The organism is Streptomyces sp. NPDC045287, assembly GCF_056432325.1.
In genome coordinates, this window is sequence record NZ_JBWKJG010000024.1 from 21,396 (window position 1) to 41,814 (window position 20,419).

Sequence of the window (20,419 nt, forward strand, 5' to 3'; positions counted from 1 at the left end):
GGTGGACGCCGGACGGGTCCGATACCAGCCCCCGAAGGGGTAGCGCCGCACGTATCCTGGGCACGTCTTCCGACTACGAAAGCGGCCTGTCATGCGCGTGTACGTTCCCCTGACCCTCCCCGGTCTCGCACGGGCGCACAGGACCGGCACCCTCGGCACCGGCGCGCTCACGGCGTACGCCGTCACGCCCGGGCTGCGCGAGTGGTACGTCTCCGACGACATCGAGGAGCTGGAGTACGCCGCGCTCAGCCGCGCCGCCGCAGCCTCCCTGCGCCTCCTCGCCGCCGACCCGGACGCCCCGCGCCGCCGGGTGGTCGTCGCCGTGGACGTCCCCGACGGCGCCGCGACCGCCGACCCCGACCGCGGCCTCGACCCCGCGTCGATCGGCGAGGTGCGGGTCGCCGGGCCCGTGCCGCTGGCCAAGGCCGCCGCGGTGCACGCCGACTCCGCCGACGCCGAGGCCGACGTGACCGCCGCCGCCGACGCGCTCGGCGCGGCCGACATGGGCGACGACGACGCCCGGTTCACCGTCGACGGGGCCGAGGACCACGAACTGCTCTGGTACGGCGTGCAGGAGATCCCCCACCTCGTGGGCTGACGGGCGGGGACCCCGCTTGTCGGACCCTGCCGGTACGGTCTTCACATGGGGAAGCACCGCGCGCACCTGGTCTGGGACTGGAACGGGACTCTGCTCGACGACACCGGCGCCGTCATCGAGGCGTCCAACGCCGCCTTCGAGGAGATAGGTCTGGCGCCGATCACCCTGGAGCGGTACCGCGAGCTGTACTGCGTGCCCGTCCCCCTCTTCTACGAGCGGCTGCTCGGCCGGCTCCCCACCGAGGAGGAGTGGGCCCTCATGGACGGCGCGTTCCACCGGCACTACTGGGCGCGCGCCGACGCCTGCGGGCTCACCGACGGCGCCGCCGAGCTGCTGGAGGCCGCGCGCGCGTTCGGGCGGACGCAGTCGCTGCTGTCGCTGGCGCCGCACGAACGCCTGGTGCCGCTGGTGCGGCAGTACGGCATCGAGAAGTGGTTCGTCCGCGTCGACGGGCGCACCGGCCACTCCACGTCCGGCAAGGCCGAGCACATGGTGCGGCACCTGCGGGCCCTCGACGGGGTCCCGCCCGAGCGGGTCGTGGTCATCGGGGACGCCGCCGACGACGCGATCGCCGCCGCCCACGTCGGCGCGCGGGCCGTGCTGTACACGGGCGGGTCGCACAGTCGCACCAGCCTGGAGGCCGCCGGTGTCCCCGTGGTCGACACGCTGGCGGAGGCCGTCGCCGTCGCCGAGGACCTGGTCGGCTGACCCGGAAGGGCACCGCGCGGGGCGCCGCCCGAACATCTGGACGTCCCCCGTCCGGACGCTCCCCATCCGGACGTTCCCGACGGTCCGATGTGGCTTGATTCGTACCGACCTGGGCGGCTTGCCCGCCGGGCCGTACGCCTGCCGCTGTCCACACCGTCAAACTTCGGGGCCGTCTTTTGTACACATACAGCTCATGACGGCCCCGGGGCGAGGAGCGATAGCCTGGACCCGTGATCAGCGTTATACGCCCTGGGGGCAGCGGAGCCCCCGGCCGGTGCCCGGTGTGCCCTCGTGCCCGGGCGGCTGCTGATCCTTCCTGCCCGGTCTTCCCGCCGCCCAAGGCATCCCCGCCGAGAATGGCCGACAATCATCCGGGCTTTCCCCCTTCAGGCATAACGTCCCCGCCGAGCGGATACCCCGCGTTGGAGCGTGAACGTGATGCCGCACCCTTCCCCTACGTCACGCAACGGCGCGCGACAGGAGCCAGAGGACATGCAGACCAAGCTGGACGAAGCCAAGGCCGAGCTGCTCGAACGGGCCGCCCGGGTAGCTGAGAACGAGACCGGGGACAGGCCCGACCCGGGCACCGTGCTCGAGTACCTCCAGCGTTACTACCTGCACACCGCTCCCGAGGACCTCACCGACCGCGACCCGGTCGACGTGTTCGGCGCGGCGCTCTCCCACTACCGGCTGGCCGAGAACCGCCCCCAGGGCACGGCGAACGTCCGCGTCCACACGCCGACCGTCGAGGAGAACGGCTGGACGTGCAGCCACTCCGTCGTCGAGGTCGTCACCGACGACATGCCGTTCCTCGTCGACTCGGTCACCAACGAGCTGTCCCGGCAGAACCGCGGCATCCACCTCGTCGTGCACCCGCAGGTCGTCGTCCGCCGCGACGTGACCGGCAAGCTCATCGAGCTCGTCTCCGCCGGCCCCGGCTCCGAGGCCGGCGGCCGTGCCAGGCCGCACGACGCGCTCGTCGAGTCGTGGATCCACGTGGAGATCGACCGCGAGACCGACCGCGCCGACCTCAAGCAGATCACCGCCGACCTGCTGCGCGTCCTGTCCGACGTCCGCGAGGCCGTCGAGGACTGGGAGAAGATGCGCGACGCCGCGCTCCGCCTCGCCGACAGCCTCGCGGACGAGCCGACCGCCGGCGACCTGCGACCCAGCGAGGTCGAGGAGGCCCGCGAGCTGCTGCGCTGGCTCGCCGACGACCACTTCACGTTCCTCGGCTACCGCGAGTACAACCTCGTCGACGGCGACGCCCTCGCCGCCGTGCCCGGCACCGGCCTCGGCATCCTGCGCTCCGACCCGCACCACAGCGGCGACGACGCCCACGGCCACCCGGTGTCCCCGTCGTTCAACCGGCTGCCCGCCGACGCCCGCGCCAAGGCCCGAGAGCACAGACTGCTCATCCTCACCAAGGCCAACAGCCGCGCCACCGTCCACCGCCCGTCGTACCTGGACTACATCGGCGTCAAGAAGTTCGACGCGCAGGGCAACGTCGTCGGGGAGCGCCGCTTCCTCGGCCTGTTCTCGTCCGCCGCCTACACCGAGTCGGTGCGGCGCGTCCCCGTCATCCGCCGCAAGGTCTCCGAGGTCCTCGACGCGGCCGGCTTCTCGCCCGCCAGCCACGACGGCCGCGACCTGCTGCAGATCCTGGAGACGTACCCGCGCGACGAGCTGTTCCAGACGCCCGTCGACCAACTGCTGTCCATCGCCACCAGCGTCCTGTACCTCCAGGAGCGCCGCCGGCTGCGTCTCTACCTGCGCCAGGACGAGTACGGCCGCTACTACTCCGCCCTCGTCTACCTGCCGCGCGACCGCTTCAACACCACGGTCCGCGAGCGGCTCACCGACATCCTGAAGGAGGAGCTCGGCGGCACCAGTGTCGACTTCACCGCCTGGAACACCGAGTCGGTCCTCTCCCGCCTCCACTTCGTCGTCCGCGTCCCGCAGGGCACCACGCTCACCCCGCTCACCGACGCCGACGCCGACCGCATCGAGAACCGGCTCGCCGAGGCCGCCCGTTCCTGGGCCGACGGCTTCAGCGACGCGCTCAACGCCGAGACCGGCGAGGAGCGCGCCGCCGACCTCCTGCGCCGCTACGGCAGCGCCTTCCCGGAGGGCTACAAGGCCGACCACTCGCCGCGCTCCGCCGTCGCGGACGTGCTCCAGCTGGAGCAGCTCACCCGGGGCGGCGAGGACTTCGCGCTGTCCCTGTACGAGCCGGTCGGCGCCGCCCCCGGCGAACGCCGCTTCAAGATCTACAAGAAGGGCGAGCAGGTCTCCCTCTCCGCCGTGCTGCCGGTCCTCAACCGGCTCGGCGTCGAGGTCGTCGACGAGCGCCCGTACGAGCTGCGCTGCGCCGACCGCACCCACGCCTGGATCTACGACTTCGGGCTCCGCATGCCCGCTCCCGTCGGCACGGACTACCTGGGCGACGACGCCCGCGGGCGGTTCCAGGAGGCGTTCGCCGCGACCTGGACCGGGCAGGCCGAGAACGACGGCTTCAACGCCCTCGTCCTGAGCGCCGGGCTGACGTGGCGCCAGGCCATGGTGCTGCGCGCCTACGCCAAGTACCTGCGGCAGGCCGGGTCGACGTTCAGCCAGGACTACATGGAGGACACCCTCCGCAACAACGTCCACACGACACGGCTGCTCGTCTCGCTGTTCGAGGCGCGCATGGCACCGGAGCGGCAGCGGGCCGGCACGGAGCTGACGGACGGCATCCTGGAGGAGCTCGACGGCGCCCTCGACCAGGTCGCGTCGCTCGACGAGGACCGCATCCTGCGGTCGTTCCTCACCGTCATCAAGGCGACCCTGCGGACCAACTTCTTCCAGAAGGACGCCGAGGGCCGGCCGCACGCGTACGTGTCGATGAAGTTCGACCCGCAGGCCATCCCCGACCTGCCGGCGCCGCGCCCCGCGTTCGAGATCTGGGTGTACTCGCCGCGCGTCGAGGGCGTCCACCTGCGCTTCGGCAAGGTCGCGCGCGGCGGTCTGCGCTGGTCCGACCGGCGCGAGGACTTCCGCACGGAGATCCTCGGCCTGGTCAAGGCGCAGATGGTGAAGAACACCGTCATCGTGCCGGTCGGCGCGAAGGGCGGATTCGTCGCCAAGCAGCTCCCCGACCCGTCCGTCGACCGCGACGCGTGGCTGGCGGAGGGCATCGCCTCGTACCGGACGTTCATCTCGGCGCTGCTCGACATCACCGACAACCTGGTCGGCGGCGAGGTCGTGCCCCCCGCCGACGTGGTCCGCCACGACGAGGACGACACGTACCTGGTCGTCGCCGCCGACAAGGGCACCGCGACCTTCTCCGACATCGCCAACGAGGTCGCCGTCGCGTACGGCTTCTGGCTCGGTGACGCCTTCGCGTCCGGCGGCTCCGCCGGATACGACCACAAGGGCATGGGCATCACCGCGCGCGGCGCCTGGGAGTCCGTGAAGCGGCACTTCCGGGAGCTGGGCCACGACACGCAGACGCAGGACTTCACCGTCGTCGGCGTCGGCGACATGTCCGGCGACGTGTTCGGCAACGGCATGCTGCTGTCCGAGCACATCCGCCTCGTCGCGGCCTTCGACCACCGGCACATCTTCATCGACCCGAACCCGGACGCGGCCGTCTCGTACGCCGAGCGGCGCCGCCTGTTCGAGCTGCCCCGCAGCTCCTGGGCCGACTACGACCCCGAGCTGCTCTCCCCGGGCGGCGGCGTCCACTCGCGGCAGGCCAAGTCCATCCCGATCAACGCGCACGTGCGGGCGGCGCTCGGCATCGACGAGGGCGTCACCAAGCTGACCCCGGCCGAGTTGATGAAGGCCGTCCTCAAGGCGCCGGTGGACCTGCTGTGGAACGGCGGCATCGGCACGTACGTCAAGGCGTCCACCGAGACGCACGCCGACGTCGGCGACAAGGCCAACGACGCCATCCGCGTCAACGGCGAGGACCTGCGCGTCAAGGTCGTCGGCGAGGGCGGCAACCTGGGCCTCACCCAGCTCGGCCGCATCGAGTTCGCCCGCACCGGCGGTCCCGAGGGCACGGGCGGCAAGGTCAACACCGACGCCATCGACAACAGCGCCGGCGTCGACACCTCCGACCACGAGGTCAACATCAAGATCCTGCTGAACGGGCTCGTCGCGGACGGCGACATGACCGTCAAGCAGCGCAACAGGATCCTCGCGGAGATGACCGACGAGGTCGGCTCCCTGGTGCTGCGCAACAACTACGCGCAGAACGTGGCGCTCGCCCTCGCCGTCCACCAGTCCGGCTCCCTCCTCCACGCCCACCAGCGGTTCCTGCGCCGCCTGGAGAGCGACGGGCACCTCGACCGGGAGCTGGAGTTCCTCCCCAGCGACCGGCAGATCCGCGAGCTGCTCGGCGGCGGCAAGGGGCTCAGCCAGCCCGAGCTGGCCGTACTGCTCGCCTACACCAAGATCACGGTGGCGGAGGAGCTGATCGCCACCGACCTGCCGGACGACCCGTACCTGCGGACCCTGCTCCACACGTACTTCCCGACGACCCTGCGCGAGCAGTTCCCCGAGCAGATCGACGCGCACGCCCTGCGCCGCGAGATCATCACCACGATCCTGGTGAACGACACGGTCAACAGCGGCGGCTCGACGTTCCTGCACCGGCTCCGCGAGGAGACCGGGGCGTCGATCGCGGAGATCGTCCGCGCGCAGACCGCCGCCCGCGCCATCTTCGGCCTGGGCGCCGTCTGGGACGCCGTCGAGGCGCTCGACAACCAGGTCCCGGCCGAGACCCAGACCCGGATCCGGCTGCACTCGCGCCGCCTCGTCGAGCGCGGCACGCGCTGGCTGCTCAACAACCGGCCGCAGCCGCTCCAGCTCGCCGAGACGATCGAGTTCTTCGGCGCCCGCGTCGAGCAGGTGTGGACCGAGCTGCCGAAGATGCTGCGCGGCGCCGACCTCGAGTGGTACGAGGGGCTGGTCACCGAGCTGACCGGGGAGGGCGTCCCCGACGAGCTGGCCGCGCGGGTCGCCGGGTTCTCGTCGGCGTTCCCGACGCTCGACATCGTCGCCATCGCCGACCGCACGGGCAAGGAACCGCTGGCCGTCGCCGAGGTGTACTACGACCTCGCCGACCGGCTGCAGATCACCCAGTTGATGGACCGCATCATCGAGCTGCCGCGCGCCGACCGCTGGCAGTCGATGGCGCGCGCCGCGATCCGCGAGGACCTGTACGCGGCGCACGCCGCCCTCACCTCCGACGTGCTGTCCGCCGGGAACGGCTCGTCGACGCCGGAGGAGCGGTTCGCGGCCTGGGAGGAGAAGAACGCCTCCCTGCTGGCGCGGGCGCGGACGACGCTGGAGGAGATCCAGGGCTCCGACGCGTTCGACCTGGCGAACCTGTCGGTGGCGATGCGGACGATGCGGACGCTGCTGCGCACCCACAGCTGAACCGCCGGTACGGCCCGACGGGGCGCCCCGCCAACGACCGCGTGGTCGTGGCGGGGCGCCTTGCTGTGGTGTTCGTACCGTCCGTACTGGCCGTGTGACGGGGTGCCTTGCTGTGGTGCTCGTACGGTCCGTGTGGCGGGGTGCCTTCCTGCGGTGTCCGTCCCGTCCGCGTGCGGGGCACCTTCCTACGGCGTCCGTACCGCCCGCGCCGTGCTCCACGGCACGCGCAGCACGTCCGGGGCCGACTCCCCCCACAGCAGCCGGCACGACAGCAGCGCCGCCGCGACCAGCAGCCCGTTGCGGACCAGCATCAGCAGGCAGCCCAGCGGCGTTACCGCCAGCACCTCCCCGTACAGCAGTGGGTACGCGAACGCGGTCAGCGCGGCGGCCGGCAGCAGGAGCAGCGCGACCGGGCGCTGCGTGGTGTTCCGCGACGTCAGGCACACCGCCGCCAGTCCCAGCAGCCACACCAGGTACTGGGGGCTGATCACCCGACTGGTGACGGTGACCAGCAGGACGGCGGCCAGCGCCGCGTCCAGGGGCGTGGCGTCCGACCAGTGCAGCGACCGCACCCGCCACACGACCAGCCACAGCAGGGCCGCCCCGGTGCACAGCAGGGACACCACCGCGACCGCCCCCACGTACGGCCCGGCGAACTCGAACGCCCCGTACCGGTAGACGACCCGGCCCTGCCACCCCGCCAGGCGCGCCAGCGACAGCAGCGTCCCGCCGGCCGACTCGACCTGCACGCCCCGGCCGCCCTGGTGCCGCAGGAAGTCCAGGGTGTGCGGGAAGACCGCAGCCAGCACCGCCGCCCCGCCCAGCGCGGTGGCCAGCGCCGACCTCCAGGCCCGTCCCGTGGCGGGCCCCGGTGTCGTGCCGGTCAACACGAGCAGCGGCCAGCCCTTCGCCAGCGCGCCGAGCCCCGCCAGCGCGCCGCCCAGCCGGGCCCGGCCGGCCCGCACGGCGAGGAGGGCGGCCACGGCCAGCGCGGTGACCGGCAGGTCGTACCGGGCGAGCGGGGTGTGCAGCAGCAGGGGCAGGCCGCCGGTCCAGTACCAGGCGCCGTCCCCGCCGGCCCGGGCCAGGGCGAGGAGGACGGTGGCGTCGGCGAGCAGGGCCAGCGCGACGAACCCCTGGAAGTACGTCAGTCCGGGCACCGTCCCCGGGGCGAGGAGCACCAGGGCGGCGCCGGGCGGGTACTGCCAGGTGGCCTCGTCGGCGGGGAGGGCGCCGCTCGCGATCCGCTCGTACCAGTGCCGGTAGAGGACGTGGACCTCCTTGCCGACGTCGCCGATGCCGAGCGTGTCGTGCGCCAGCAGCCACAGCATCGCGGCGCGGCTGAGCGCCCAGACGGCGAGGAGGGGCGGGAGGTCGGGCCGGCGCCGCTCCCGGAAGCGGAGACGGTGCCGGCTGAACGTGGGCGGGGTGCTGAGCCGTTGCGTCGTCATCCCCGCGAACAATAGTGAGTTTTGTGGCCATCTGCCCCTTATCTAGCGCTTCGGGGTGACGGTGCGGGGAAGGGCGCCCGGCGTGGGCTCCATCCCGTACGCGGTGACGGCGCCGGCGCGGGCTCTTCCCCGTACGCGGTGACGGCCGCGTCGGACGGGCCGCCCCTCGGGACCCGGCCGGACTCCGGCCGCGCTCCGGCCGGGGCGCTCCGCCACCGATCACCGGTCGCCGGCCCTCCGACCGTCGGTCTCCCGGACCGCGGAGTCGTCGTGGTCGGCGGGGAGGGCCGTACGGGCCGCGGCGCGGCTCGGCGGCGCGCTCCCGGCCGCGCCGCCGGGCCCGCGGAACTCGCCGGGCGCGGCGCCCCTCGCCGGGACGCGTCCGTACCGTCGCCCCGCCGGGACGCGTCCGCACCGCCGCCCCGCCGGGACGGGGCGCGCCGACGACGGAACGCGAGCGTCCCGTCGTGACGTGGGTGCCGCGCCACGGTCCCCGGCATGACGCCGCCCGCGGCCCCCGTCGCGCCCCCGCGGGGGCGGCCGTGCTCCGGGAGGGCGTGACCGCGGCGATCCGCGCGGCCGTCGTCGAGGAGCCGGCCGCGGCCGGCTTCGCGCGCGTGTCCACCGAGGGCGTCGCCCGGCGGGCCGGTGCCGACAGGGCCGCCGTCCACCGGCGCTGGAAGTCCAGGCCGTCGCTGGTGCTCGACCTGCTGACCGCGTTCGCCGCCGAGCGGCTGCCCGTCCCCGCGACCGGCGCCCTCCCCGGGGACGTGCGCGCCCCGCTGGAGGCCGCCGCCTACGCGCTGCGCCACCCGGAGGCGTCCCGGGGCGCCCCGGACCCGCTGGTGGAGGCGGTACGGCACCCGGAGATCGCGGAGGCGGTACGGGCGACGCCGCTCGACAGCCGGCGCGGCGCCGGCGCGCGGGTGGTGCGCGAGGCGGTCGTGCGCGGGGAGCCGGGGGAGGGCGCCGGCGCCGACCGGGCGCTCGACCTGATCGTGGGACCGCTGTACCCGCGCCTGGTGGTCGTACGGGACGCGTGGCCGCCGGAAGGGGTCCCTCGACGGCCTCGCCGCGGCGGCGGTGGCGGCCCTGCGGCCCTGACGGGGCCGGATCCCCGGGCACGGACCCCCAGGCAGGGACTCCCCGGGCACGGCCCCCAGGCACGGACCCCCGGGCACGGGTCCCGGGCACGGACCCCCGAGCAGGGGCCCCCAGGCACGGCCCCCAGGCACGGCCCCCCAGGCAGGGACCCCCCGGGCACGGCCCCCCCGGGCACGGGTCCCGGGCACGGGTCCCGGGCGGGGCGCCGCGAGCCGCCCGCCCGGCGCCGCGGGCCCTCCCGGGCCGTACGCGAGGGCCCGCCGCCCGCGCGGGAGGCGCTACTTCACCGCCCCCGCCATCACCCCCGAGACGAACTGCCGCTGGAACGCGAAGAACACCGCCAGCGGCACCACCATCGACACGAACGCGCCCGGCGCCAACACGTCGATGTTGTTGCCGAACTGGCGGACCTGCTGCTGGAGCGCCACCGTGATCGGCGGGGCGTCCGAATCGGCGAAGATCAGCGCGACCAGCATGTCGTTCCACACCCACAGGAACTGGAAGATGCCGAGCGACGCGATCGCCGGACCGCCCAGCGGCAGCACCACGCGCGCGAAGAGCCGGATCTCGCCCGCCCCGTCGAGCCGGGCGGCCTCCAGCAGCTCCCGCGGGATCTCCGCGAAGAAGTTGCGCAACAGGAAGATCGCGAACGGCAGTCCGAAGGCCGTGTGGAACAGGACCACGCCCAGGGTCGTCTCGAAGAGGCCGACCTCCCCGAACAGCTTCGACACCGGTACGAGCGCCACCTGCACCGGCACCACCAGCAGGCCCACCACGGCCAGGAACCACCAGTCCCGGCCCGGGAACTCCATCCACGCGAACGCGTACCCGGCGAGCGAGCCGACCACGACGACGAGCACCGTCGCCGGGACGGTGATCATCACCGTGGAGAGCAGCGAGTCGGTGATCGTGTCGTTGCGCAGGATCGCCGCGTAGTTGTCGACCGTCAGCTGCGCCGGCGCGGTGAAGACCTTCCACCAGCCGCTCTCGCTGATGTCGGACGGCGACCGCAGGGAGGACAGCAGCAGCCCGGCGGCGGGCATCAGCCAGAACAGCGCGACGACCACGAGGAACACCTGCGTGGCGCCCCCGGCCAGGTGGGAGGCGATCCGCGACCCCCGGGACACCGGCGCCGTACGGGACCCCTTCGCGGTACGGGACCCCGGTGCCGTACCGGACGCCTTCACCGTACGAGACCCCATCACCGCCCCGCCTTCCTGATGCGCCGGACGTTGAAGAACATCACCGGGATCACCAGCAGCAACAGCAGCACCGAGATCGCGCTGCCGACCCCCAGGTGGGCGTCCGTGCCGAAGGACGAGCGGTACAACTGGAGCGCCAGCACGTTCGCGTCGTCCTGGACCGAACCCGGCGCGATGATGAACACCAGGTCGAAGATCTTCAACACGTTGATCACCAGCGTCACCAGCACCACCGCCAGCACCGGCGCGAGCAGCGGCACCGTCACCCGGCGGAACACCTGCCACTCGTTGGCGCCGTCCACGCGCGCCGCCTCCAGCAGTTCGCGCGGCAGACCGGCGAGCCCCGCCGCGATGAGGACCATCGCGAAGCCCGCCCACATCCAGACGTAGCTGCCGATCACGGCGGGCGTCACCAGCGCCGGGCCCAGCCAGTCCACGCCGTTGTACGGCTCCCGGAAGTTCGCCTCCGGCAGCCGCAGCAGGGCCCCGTCCGCCGCCGCGGGCAGGGTGAACGAGCCGTCCGCCGCCGCCGTCGCCGTCGCGACGACCCGCCCGTCCTTCACCGCCTCGATCCGCAGCCCCTTCAGGCCCAGTTCCCTCGCGTCGACGGTGTTGGGGGTGCCCCCGCCGCCCTTGGTGAAGTCCAGCCACGCCGTGCCCGTGACCGCGCCGGGTGCCGGCCGCGGCTCGTGCGCCGGCCGCGCGTCCTCGGGCATCCTGCCGGGTGCGACGCCGACGAGCGGCAACCGCGCGGGCGTTCCCGCCCGCACCGGTTCCTTCGTCACGTACGCGCCGCCGCCCGCCGGCTTGAGCGGGTGCACCGGCAGCGGGCGGGCCTTCGGGTACCCGGCCGACTCGGCGAACGTGTCGTGGACGCCGACCCACACCGCGTTCGCGACGCCCCGGTCGGGGTCCTGCTCGTACACGAGCCGGAAGATGATCCCGGCGGCCAGCATGGAGATCGCCATCGGCATGAAGACGACCAGCTTGAACGCCGTGCCCCAGCGGACCCGTTCCGTCAGGACGGCGAAGACCAGGCCGAGGGCGGTGGCCACCGTCGGGGCGACGACGACCCAGACCGCGTTGTTCCTCACCGCCGTCAGGATCGTGTCGTCGGTGAAGATCTCCACGTAGTTGTCCAGCCCGGCGAAGCCCGTGCCGGCCCGGTCGAAGAAGGACCGCTGGACGGAGTACCCGATCGGGTACACGACGAGCGCGCCCAGCAGCACCAGTGCGGGCAGCAGGAACACGGCGGCGACCAGCCCGCGGGTGCCCGTCACGCCCCTGCGGGCGGGCCGCCGGTGCCGCTGCTCTGCCGGGAGCGGGGGAGCGGCTGCCACGGCGTCAGCTCCCGTTCTCGTAGGCCTTGGCCGCGTCCGCCTCCAGGCGCGCCTGCGTCCCCGCGACGTCCTTCGGGTTCTTCAGGAAGTCCTGGAGCGCCTTCCACTCGCCCTTGCCGGGCGTGCCGCCGAACGACTGCGGCATCTGGTCCGACATGTCGAAGCGGAAGTCGTCGCCGGCGTCGATCAGCGCCTTCGCGATGCCGCGCTGCACGTCGTTCGGGTACGCGGCCGTGTCCAGCGACTTGTTGGGCGAGATGAACCCGCCCTCCGCGGCCCAGATCGCCGCCGCGTCCGGCGACGCGAGGAACGTCAGCAGCGCCTGCGACGCCGGCTTGTCCGTCAGCGCCACCGCCACGTCCCCGCCGGTCACCACGGGCGGCTCCCCGCCGTCCACGGCCGGGAACGGGAACACCTTCGCGTCCGTGCCGAGCTCCGCCTCGGTCTGGGCGATGTTGATCGACACGAAGTCGCCCTCGAAGACCATCGCCGCCTTCGGCTGGTCCCCACCGGTGAACGTCTGCGTCACCGACGTCGGGAACTCCGTCTGGAGTGCCCCGGCCGCACCGCCCGCGATCAGGTTCGGCTTCCCGAAGAGGTCGGCGAGGGTGGTGAGGGCCCGAGCCACCGACGGGTCGGTCCACTTGATCTGGTGCTTCGCCAACTGGTCGTACTTGTCCGGGCCGGCCTGCGACAGGTAGACGTTCTCGAACCAGTCCGTCAGCGTCCAGCCGTCCGCGCCGCCGACCGACACGGGCGTGACGCCGGACGCGGAGATCGTCTCGGCGGTGGTCAGCAGGTCCTTCCACGTCTTCGGCTCGGACGCGCCGGCGTTCTCGAAGACCGCCGTGTTGTACCAGATCAGCGACTTGTTGGCGGCCTTGAAGTACACGCCGTACTGCGTGCCGTCCACGGCGCCGAGGTCCCGCCAGCCCTGGGAGTAGTTCTTCGCGAGCTGCGCCTTCGTCTCGGCGCCCACCGGTTTCGCCCACTTCCGCTCGACGGCCTGCTGGAGCGCGCCGACCTGCTGGAGCATCGCCACGTCGGGCGGCGAGCCACCGGCGATCTTCGTGCCGATGTAGTTGAGCATCGCGTCCTGCGTCGGCACGTACGAGACGCGCGCGCCGGTGCGCTTCTCGAACTCCTTCAGGACCTTGGTGAACGCCTCCTGCTCCGGCCCCGTCCACACGGCCACGACCTGGAGCTGCTGCCCGTCCAGCTTCGGTAACCGGACGGTCGGCGCGGTGGCCTTGCCGCTCGCGTCCCCTCCGGAGCCGCCCTCGCCACCGCCGTCGCCGCCGCAGCCGGCGAGAGCGAGCGCCAGGGCCCCGATGGCCGCGAAGGCCCCGACGGTCCGGCGTTTGCGCGGAGTTGTGCGCATCACTGCCCCGTTTCTCCTGTGTGCGTCGTCCCTGTCGTCCCTTTCGCTCTGGTCTACGCCGGGTACCGGAGGGCCGCAATACCGCCTTCCGCCCCTCCTCCACGATCGTGATGCGCTCGTGACGTGCCGTCAGCGCACCGGCCCGGTGGCATCGGACACGGGTACGAGCGGCGGTACGGGCGCCGCGCCGACCGAGCGGGCCGCCCGGTCCAGGGCGCTGGCCAGCAGCGCCAGGTCCGTCGGCCCGTTGCCCAACTCCCGTACGGGACGGCGGGCCGGCGGGTCGCCCATGCGCTCCCACTCCAACGGGACGACGGTGGGGCGCAGCGTCGCCGTGCGCGGGATCCGCCCGGTCACACGGCCCGCCTGGAACGGCGTCACCCGCCCGTCGGCGTGGCGCACCCGGCCCCGGCCCGGCGCCGGGTCCTCCGGGCCCGGCGACACCGGCGGCGCGTCCAGCACGACCCGCGTCCGCGCCCGGCGGTCCGGCTCCGTGCCGGCCGTGCGGTCCGGGTGCGCCGTCGCCGCGACCAGGTGGACGCCCAGCCGCTCCCCGTCCCGCGCCACGGCCTCCAGCGCCCGTACGACCGACCCGGCCGCCGGGCGGCCCGGGCTGCCGAGCGCGGGCGCGACCAGCGCGTCCAGATCGTCGACCAGCACGACGAGCCGGGGCAACGGCGCCGCGGGCGCCTCACCCCCGCCCCGCCCGGCGCCCGCGGCGGGGCGCAGCCGCAGCGTACGGCCGGACGCGGGGTCCAGGTCGCCGCCGTGCTGCTCCCGGGCGCCGCGCTGCTCGGGGACGGTCCGGTCGGCGGGCGGGGCGTCCGGGCGGCCGTCGCCGCGCGCGGACCAGTCGGTGAACCCCTCGTGGCCCAGCAGCTCCGCGCGCCGCTTCAGCTCGGCGCCGAGCGCCTGCGCGAACGCCCGCATCCGCACCGGGTCGGACGCGACGAGGTGCTCCGTGACGTGCGGCAGGTCGGTGCACGGGCCGAGGCCGTCGCCCCGCTCGCCGCCCGCGCCGTCCACCAGCAACAGCCCGAGCCGATCGGGCCGCGACGCGGCGGCGAGCGACGCCGCGACGGAGCGCAGCAGCTCCGTACGGCCGCTTCCCGCCGGGCCCTCGATCAGCAGGTGCGGCCCGTCGGCGCCCGTCAGGTCCACGCCGACCGGGCCGCGCGGGCCCGCGCCCAGCACCGCCGTGCCGTCCGGGGCGGACGCCCAGCGGGCCATCAGCGACGCGGGCGTGGCCCTCGCCAGCTCCAACTCGTCGAGCAGGCGCGACGACCGGGGCAGCGCCACGGCCGCGCCCCGCCCGCGCCGCTCGGGTCCCTCCGCGCGCAGCGGCGCCAGCGCCCGGGCGAACCGCTCCGCCCACGCCGGCGACACCGCGTCGACCACCGCGACCGTGCCGTGGCCCGCCGGTTGGCCGCCCGCCGTCCGCAGCACCCGCAGCGCCGACGCCACGTCGCCTGTGAGCAGGCCGACCGCGCCGCACTCCCGGAACGCGGGCGCCGCCGCGCACGCCTCCTCGTACACCGCCGCGGCCGGGAACACCGCCGTCGCGGGCGCCGTCTCCACCAGGCACACCAGGTGGATGCCGGCCGCCGCGCCCACGCCCGCCAGCCGCGCGGCCGTCTCGCGCAGCGCGGCGGTGCCCGGGTCGCCGTCGACGACCACCACCGTGTACGGCCCCGGGGCCGTACCCGCCAGGTGCGCCCGGTGGAACCGCCCCGCCGCCCCGGCGACCGCCGGGGAGCCCTCCCCGGCCCGAGCGATGAGGCCGGCCTCCGCCCAGCCGGGGCCGAGCGGCCCGTCGTCCAGCCGCCGGGTCAGCTCCGCGGCCCGCGCGGCGGCCTGGTCCCGGTCGTACGCGAGGAGCAGCCGGCAGTCCTGGCCGTGCGCGGGGCGGACGTGCGGCAACCAGCCGAGCCACGCCCAGTCGCGGCGGCGCTCCTCCAGGGGGCGGGTCCGGTCGGCGCTGATCAGCACGATCTCCAGGTCCGCCGGGGCGTGCAGGGCGGCCAGTTGGGCCACGACCGAGCGGGCCAGGCCCAGGAGCCGGGCGCGCGGCCCGGCCAGGCCCAGCGCCCCGGCCTCGCGCAACCCGACCGTGACGGGCACGGCCGCGAGGTCGGCCCGGTCCGTCGTGCCGAGCCGCACCGCGAGCGCCTCGGGGTGTCCGGGCGTCCGCTCCCAGAGCCGCGGGCCGGGCCCGAGGGCGGTCAGCAGTACGGCGGCCGGGTCGGGCCACGCCTCGGCGCCGGGCCCGCGCGGCGAGTCCGGTACGCCGGTCCCGGTGCGCGCGCCGCCGGCGCCCGGGTCCGCCTGCTCGCCGCGCGCCCCGGCGAGCCGCCGGGCCCATGCGCCTATCCCGCGCCGCCGGGCGGGCGTCTCCGGCACGCGGGTGCCCCGGGCCGGGGTGCCGCCGGCGCCGCTCTGGTCGCGCGCCATCCCGGCGTAGGCCCCGGCGGTGCCGTGGCCGGAGCCGTCCGGGGCGCCCGCGCGGGCGGCGTCCGGGGCGTCCCCGCGCGCGTGGCCGTGGGCGGTCCCGCCCGGGAGGCCGTGACCCGTCCCCTTCGGAAGGCCGTGGCCCAGGCCGTGGACTGTCCTGCTCGGGAAGTCGTGGGTTGTGCCCGGGAGGCCGGGGCCCGTCCCGTCGGGGAGGCCGTCGCCGGCGCGTCCGTACGGCCCCGGTGAGCCGTCGTACGGCCCGGCCGCGCCGCGGGTGCTCACGGTCCCGCCGCCGGCGGGGCCGTATCCGCCGTCCCCGGGGCCGCCGCGGGCGTTTCGCGCGGGGCCCTCGCCCGCACCGGCCGGGAAGCCCGCGCGAGCCGGGTCCGCGGCGGGGGCGACGGGTGCGTCCGAGGCCGTGCGGGTGCCGTCCCGGCCCGCGCCGGGGGCGCCCGGACGCGCGTGGCCGTCGTCCGCCCCGTCCGCCGGGGCCGCCGCGCGCGCGACGCGTACGTGGCCCTCGCCGTCCGGGGCCGTGGGCAGCGGGGCGGTGTCCGCGCCCGCGGACAGGCGCAGGGCCGACTCGCCGACCCGGAGCAGCGCCCCGGCGGGCAGGCGGACGGGCCGGGCGCCGACCGGGCGGCCGTCCAGCGCCGTACCGTTCGTCGAGCCCAGGTCCGCGACCGTCACGCGGCCGTCCCCGCCGACCGTGACCTCGCAGTGGAGCCGCGACACGTCGGGGTCGTCCAGCGGGACGTCCGCGTCGGCGGAGCGGCCGACGCGGACGTGTCCGGGGTGCAGGAGGTGCACCCCGCCCGCGTCCGGGCCCGCCACGACGTGCAGCCGCGCGACCGCGCCGCCGGGGGCCACCGCGTCCTCCGCGGGGACCTGGAGCGCCAGCACCGCCCCGTCGACGAGGGGCGGCTCGCCCAGGGCGCAGCGCTGGAGGTCGAGCCGTTCGCGCCCGGCGTACAGCACGACGGGGCCCGTGCCCGCCGCGCCGTCCGGTCCCGCCACGGCGGCGGCGACGCCGGACGCCACGGCGGCCAGCGCGGTGCCGGCGGGGGCGGTGACGAGCACGTCGCAGGCGCGCCGTGCGGTCTGCCCGCCGGGCGGCGCCGCGAGGACGGTCAGCCGGATCTGCATCGCGGTCAGCGGTCCCTTCTGCGCGACGCGCCCGGCAGCGGGGGGACAGACCCTCGGCGTCCCCACCGCCCGCGCGCGGACACGTCGTCCGGTACAGGTCGGCACGGCCCGTCCCGGAGGCTCCCGGCCCCGCGGTGCGCCGCGCAGGTGCATCCTCCCACCTGCCACTGACACGGTGCCCGCCGACCGGCAAAAAATGATCTTGATATTCCCTGCCCGCCCGGGGAAACGCCGGTTTGCGCCCACCCTGGTCGCATCTGCGCCCCGGGCAACCGGACGCCCCGGCCGTACGTCTTTCCTTCCGTCCCGCCCGACGACAGGACGTTCGAACGGAAAACGAAGAAAAATCGAAGGAAGCGGAACGGCACTAGAGTGGGTCGGACGCAAGCTTCGGACCACGATCGCAGGGAGCGCATGACCGTGCGGCCAGTCGGCAGCAAGTACCTGCTCGAGCAGCCGCTCGGACGCGGCGCCACGGGCACCGTCTGGCGTGCCCGCCAGAGGGAGGCGGCGGGCGCCGAGGCGGCCGTGCCGGGCCAGCCCGGCGAGACCGTCGCGATCAAGGTCCTCAAGGAGGAGCTCGCGAACGACCCGGACGTCGTGATGCGCTTCCTGCGGGAGCGCTCCGTCCTCCTGCGCCTCACCCACCCCAACATCGTCCGCACCCGCGACCTGGTGGTCGAGGGCGACCTCCTCGCCCTCGTCATGGACCTCGTCGACGGCCCGGACCTGCACCGCTACATCCGCGAGAACGGCCCCCTCACCCCGGTCGCCGCCGCCCTGCTCATGGCCCAGGTCGCCGACGCGCTCGCCGCCAGCCACGCCGACGGCATCGTGCACCGCGACCTCAAGCCGGCGAACGTCCTGCTCGCCGAGCGGGACGGGCGGATGCACCCGATGCTCACCGACTTCGGCATCGCCCGCCTCGCCGACTCCCCGGGCCTGACCCGCACCCACGAGTTCGTCGGCACGCCCGCGTACGTCGCGCCGGAGTCCGCCGAGGGCCGCCCGCAGACCTCCGCCGTGGACGTCTACGGCGCCGGCATCATGCTGTACGAGCTGGTCACCGGCCGTCCCCCGTTCGGGGGCGGCACGGCGCTGGAGATCCTGCACCGGCACCTCAGCGAGGAGCCCCGCCGCCCCTCCACGGTGCCCGCCCCGCTGTGGACGGTCATCGAGCGCTGCCTCAGCAAGGACCCCGACCGCCGCCCCGGCGCGGAGAACCTGGCCCGCGCGCTGCGCACGGTCGCCGCCGGCATCGGCGTGCACGCGACCGTCGCGGAGATCGAGGCGGCCGAGGGCGTCGGCGCCCTGCTCGCCCCCGACCCGTCGCCCGCGCCCGTCCCCGGCACCCCGGCGCCGGACGCCCCCGGCGCCTCTGACGCCACCCAGGTCCTCCCGAACACCGGCCGGGGCGCCTCCCAGTACGACCCGGCGGCCGCGACCAGCGTCCTCCCGCAGACCGGCCCCGGTGCCGGCGCCGGGGGGCCGGGCGGCGCCGCCGACCCGACCGCGGTCATGCCGCCCGTACCGCAGCCGGAGGAGCCGCACCCGTGGCAGACGCAGTTGCGCGCCGCCCGGGACCGCAACGAGCAGACCCAGGTCCAGTACCTCGACCCCGCCGAGGACCCGCTGCGCCGCCGCCCCCCGCGCCGGCCCCAGCAGCCCCCCCAGCCCCAGCAGCCGCCCCGGAACCGTCCGCCGCAGCAGTACGGGCAGCAGCCCCCGCAGCAGCAGTACGCCCCGCAGCAGCCGCCGCCCCGGCCCCAGCCGCCACAGCCACAGCCCCGGCCGCAGTCGCGCCGCCAGTACGCCCCGGCGCCGCAGCCGCCCCGGCAGCAGTACGCCCCCCAGCCGCAGGCGCCCCAGCAGCCCCAGCCGCCGCAGCCCGCGCCCCGCGCGCCCCGGCAGCGCAGCGCCAACCCGATGCGCATCCCCGGCCTGGGCTGCCTCAAGGGCTGCCTGTTCACGATCGTGCTGTTCGTCGTGGCCGGCTGGCTCATCTGGGAGCTGACACCGCTCCAGGACTGGATCGCCCAGGGCAAGGGGTACTGGCAGGCCATCGGCGACGCCGTCTCCTCCATCAGCGACTGGATCTCCGAGCTGAGCGGCGGTACGGAGCCCCCGAGCACCCCGGTGCAGCAGTGAGCCCCCGCGCCGGGACGGCCCCCGGCCGCTCCGGCGCGGGTCGCTCCACCGCCCCGGCGCACGCCGACCCTGTCGCTTTGTCGACTTCGGAGGGGTGATTTCCGCGCCTGTGCGAGTGCCGGTGCCCCGGCCCGCGTAACTTGGTCGGGAACGCCAGCCGCTGAGGGAGCAGTCTTGGCACGGAAAATCGGCAGCCGGTACACGGCTCACCAGATCCTGGGCCGGGGCAGCGCCGGCACGGTGTGGCTCGGAGAGGGCCCGGAGGGCCCCGTCGCCATCAAGCTGCTGCGCGAGGATCTCGCCTCGGACCAGGAACTCGTCGGTCGCTTCGTCCAGGAGCGCACCGCCCTGCTCGGGCTCGAACACCCGAGGGTGGTGGCCGTGCGCGACCTGGTCGTCGACGGCAACGACCTGGCCCTGGTCATGGACCTCGTCCGCGGCACCGACCTGCGCAGCCGCCTCGACCGCGAGCGCCGCCTCGCGCCCGCCGCGGCCGTCGCCGTCGTCGCGGACGTCGCCGAGGGCCTCGCCGCCGCGCACGCCGCCGGAGTCGTCCACCGGGACGTCAAGCCGGAGAACATCCTGCTCGACATGGAGGGCCCGCTCGGCCCGGGCGGCGCCCACCCCGCCCTCCTCACCGACTTCGGCGTCGCCAAGCTGATCGACACTCCGGGCCGCACCCGCGCCAACCGCATCATCGGCACCCCCGACTACCTGGCCCCCGAGATCGTCGAGGGCCTGCCGCCGCGCGCCGCCGTCGACATCTACGCGCTCGCCACCGTCCTGTACGAGCTGCTGGCGGGGTTCACCCCGTTCGGCGGCGGGCACCCGGGCGCCGTCCTGCGCCGCCACGTCACCGAGACGGTCGTCCCGCTGCCCGGCATCCCGGACGAGCTGTGGCAGTTGATCGTCCAGTGCCTGGCCAAGGCGCCCGCCTCCCGGCTGCGCGCCTCCGAGCTCGCCGCCCGCCTCCACGACCTGGCGCCGCTCGTCGCGCACATGCCGCCCCTGGAGGTGGACGAACCGGGCGCCGAGCCGCCCTCGGAGCCGTACGAGGACGACCCGTACCCGACCCTGCCGAGCGGTCCGCGCCGCGCCGCCGTCCCGCTGGTCCCCGGCTCCTTCGCGGACTCCAGCCGCGACACCCACACGTCGATGCGCGTCCCCGGCCCCGACGAGCTGTCCGGCGGCCCCCTCGGCACCGCCCGCGCCCCGCGCGCCCCCGGCCAGCGCCGCCCCGGCTCGGCCCGCAACAAGCCGTCCGCCGTCCGCAGGCGCCGCCTGGCGCTCTCCGTCGCGGGCGCCGCCCTGGTCGCCGCGGCGGGTGTCGGCGGCTGGTTCGCGGCGGGTGGTGACGACACGGAGGCGCCGCCCCAGGACTCCCGGCGGTCCGCCCCCGAGACCGTCCCGGACACCGTCCCCGCCCGGCCCTGACCCCCGGGCGCGGGCCCCCGGGGAGCGGT

At 75.2% G+C, this 20,419-nt stretch carries 10 protein-coding genes and 1 pseudogene; 6 read left to right on the forward strand and 5 right to left on the reverse strand.

The window, feature by feature from the left end:
* The first annotated feature begins 91 nt into the window (after positions 1–91).
* The 3 genes from AC07D6_RS29620 (at position 92) to AC07D6_RS29630 (ending at position 6,733) form a co-directional block, all read left to right on the forward strand.
* On the forward strand, positions 92–598 hold the full coding sequence (locus AC07D6_RS29620) for a DUF6912 family protein (RefSeq protein ID WP_315876326.1): 507 nt from the start codon (positions 92–94) through the stop codon (positions 596–598).
* Positions 599–643: 45 nt separating this feature from the next.
* Entirely contained in the window at positions 644–1,306 is a 663-nt protein-coding gene (locus AC07D6_RS29625) for an HAD family hydrolase (protein WP_479049511.1), read from the forward strand.
* Positions 1,307–1,798: 492 nt separating this feature from the next.
* A complete protein-coding gene (locus tag AC07D6_RS29630) occupies positions 1,799–6,733 on the forward strand; it encodes an NAD-glutamate dehydrogenase (RefSeq protein WP_479049513.1) in 4,935 nt (1,644 codons plus the stop codon).
* A gap of 185 nt (positions 6,734–6,918) precedes the next feature.
* Here AC07D6_RS29630 and AC07D6_RS29635 read toward each other — a convergent pair whose 3' ends face one another.
* Complete coding sequence (locus tag AC07D6_RS29635) at positions 6,919–8,184, reverse strand: glycosyltransferase 87 family protein (protein ID WP_315876323.1); 1,266 nt, start codon at positions 8,182–8,184, stop codon at positions 6,919–6,921.
* Between the two features lie 476 nt (positions 8,185–8,660).
* On the opposite strand from AC07D6_RS29635, the pseudogene AC07D6_RS29640 reads away from it, so the two are divergent.
* A pseudogene (locus tag AC07D6_RS29640) lies at positions 8,661–9,288 on the forward strand (TetR-like C-terminal domain-containing protein).
* Positions 9,289–9,566: 278 nt separating this feature from the next.
* Here AC07D6_RS29640 and AC07D6_RS29645 read toward each other — a convergent pair.
* The 4 genes from AC07D6_RS29645 to AC07D6_RS29660 form a co-directional block, all read right to left on the reverse strand.
* Positions 9,567–10,490 (reverse strand): carbohydrate ABC transporter permease, encoded by a 924-nt coding sequence (locus AC07D6_RS29645; protein ID WP_479049515.1) that lies wholly within the window; start codon positions 10,488–10,490, stop codon positions 9,567–9,569.
* Complete coding sequence (locus AC07D6_RS29650) at positions 10,490–11,830, reverse strand: carbohydrate ABC transporter permease (RefSeq protein ID WP_479049517.1); 1,341 nt, start codon at positions 11,828–11,830, stop codon at positions 10,490–10,492. Before AC07D6_RS29650 ends, AC07D6_RS29645 begins: the two co-directional genes overlap by 1 nt.
* A 4-nt stretch (positions 11,831–11,834) precedes the next feature.
* Positions 11,835–13,211, reverse strand: coding sequence for an ABC transporter substrate-binding protein (locus AC07D6_RS29655; protein ID WP_479049519.1), 1,377 nt, complete (start codon positions 13,209–13,211; stop codon positions 11,835–11,837).
* A 129-nt stretch (positions 13,212–13,340) separates the two neighbouring features.
* Positions 13,341–16,808: an FtsK/SpoIIIE domain-containing protein gene (locus tag AC07D6_RS29660; RefSeq protein ID WP_479049521.1), complete on the reverse strand. Its 3,468-nt coding sequence runs from the start codon at positions 16,806–16,808 to the stop codon at positions 13,341–13,343.
* 420 nt (positions 16,809–17,228) lie between these two features.
* Between AC07D6_RS29660 and AC07D6_RS29665 the strand changes: the two genes are divergently transcribed.
* Both AC07D6_RS29665 and AC07D6_RS29670 read left to right on the forward strand, forming a co-directional pair.
* Positions 17,229–18,956, forward strand: coding sequence for a serine/threonine-protein kinase (locus AC07D6_RS29665; RefSeq protein ID WP_479049578.1), 1,728 nt, complete (start codon positions 17,229–17,231; stop codon positions 18,954–18,956).
* A 174-nt stretch (positions 18,957–19,130) separates the two neighbouring features.
* On the forward strand, positions 19,131–20,390 hold the full coding sequence (locus AC07D6_RS29670; RefSeq protein WP_479049523.1) for a serine/threonine-protein kinase: 1,260 nt from the start codon (positions 19,131–19,133) through the stop codon (positions 20,388–20,390).
* Positions 20,391–20,419 lie beyond the last annotated feature (29 nt).

What these genes read in the sequence shown, in the direction of transcription:
- AC07D6_RS29635 (WP_315876323.1), bottom strand. Translation starts at nt 8,184, where the DNA reads ATGACGACGCAACGGCTCAGCACCCCGCCCACGTTCAGCCGGCACCGT.
- AC07D6_RS29630 (WP_479049513.1), top strand. Translation starts at nt 1,799, where the DNA reads ATGCAGACCAAGCTGGACGAAGCCAAGGCCGAGCTGCTCGAACGGGCC.
- AC07D6_RS29655 (WP_479049519.1), bottom strand. Translation starts at nt 13,211, where the DNA reads ATGCGCACAACTCCGCGCAAACGCCGGACCGTCGGGGCCTTCGCGGCC.
- AC07D6_RS29645 (WP_479049515.1), bottom strand. Translation starts at nt 10,490, where the DNA reads ATGGGGTCTCGTACGGTGAAGGCGTCCGGTACGGCACCGGGGTCCCGT.
- AC07D6_RS29660 (WP_479049521.1), bottom strand. Translation starts at nt 16,808, where the DNA reads ATGCAGATCCGGCTGACCGTCCTCGCGGCGCCGCCCGGCGGGCAGACC.
- AC07D6_RS29625 (WP_479049511.1), top strand. Translation starts at nt 644, where the DNA reads ATGGGGAAGCACCGCGCGCACCTGGTCTGGGACTGGAACGGGACTCTG.
- AC07D6_RS29620 (WP_315876326.1), top strand. Translation starts at nt 92, where the DNA reads ATGCGCGTGTACGTTCCCCTGACCCTCCCCGGTCTCGCACGGGCGCAC.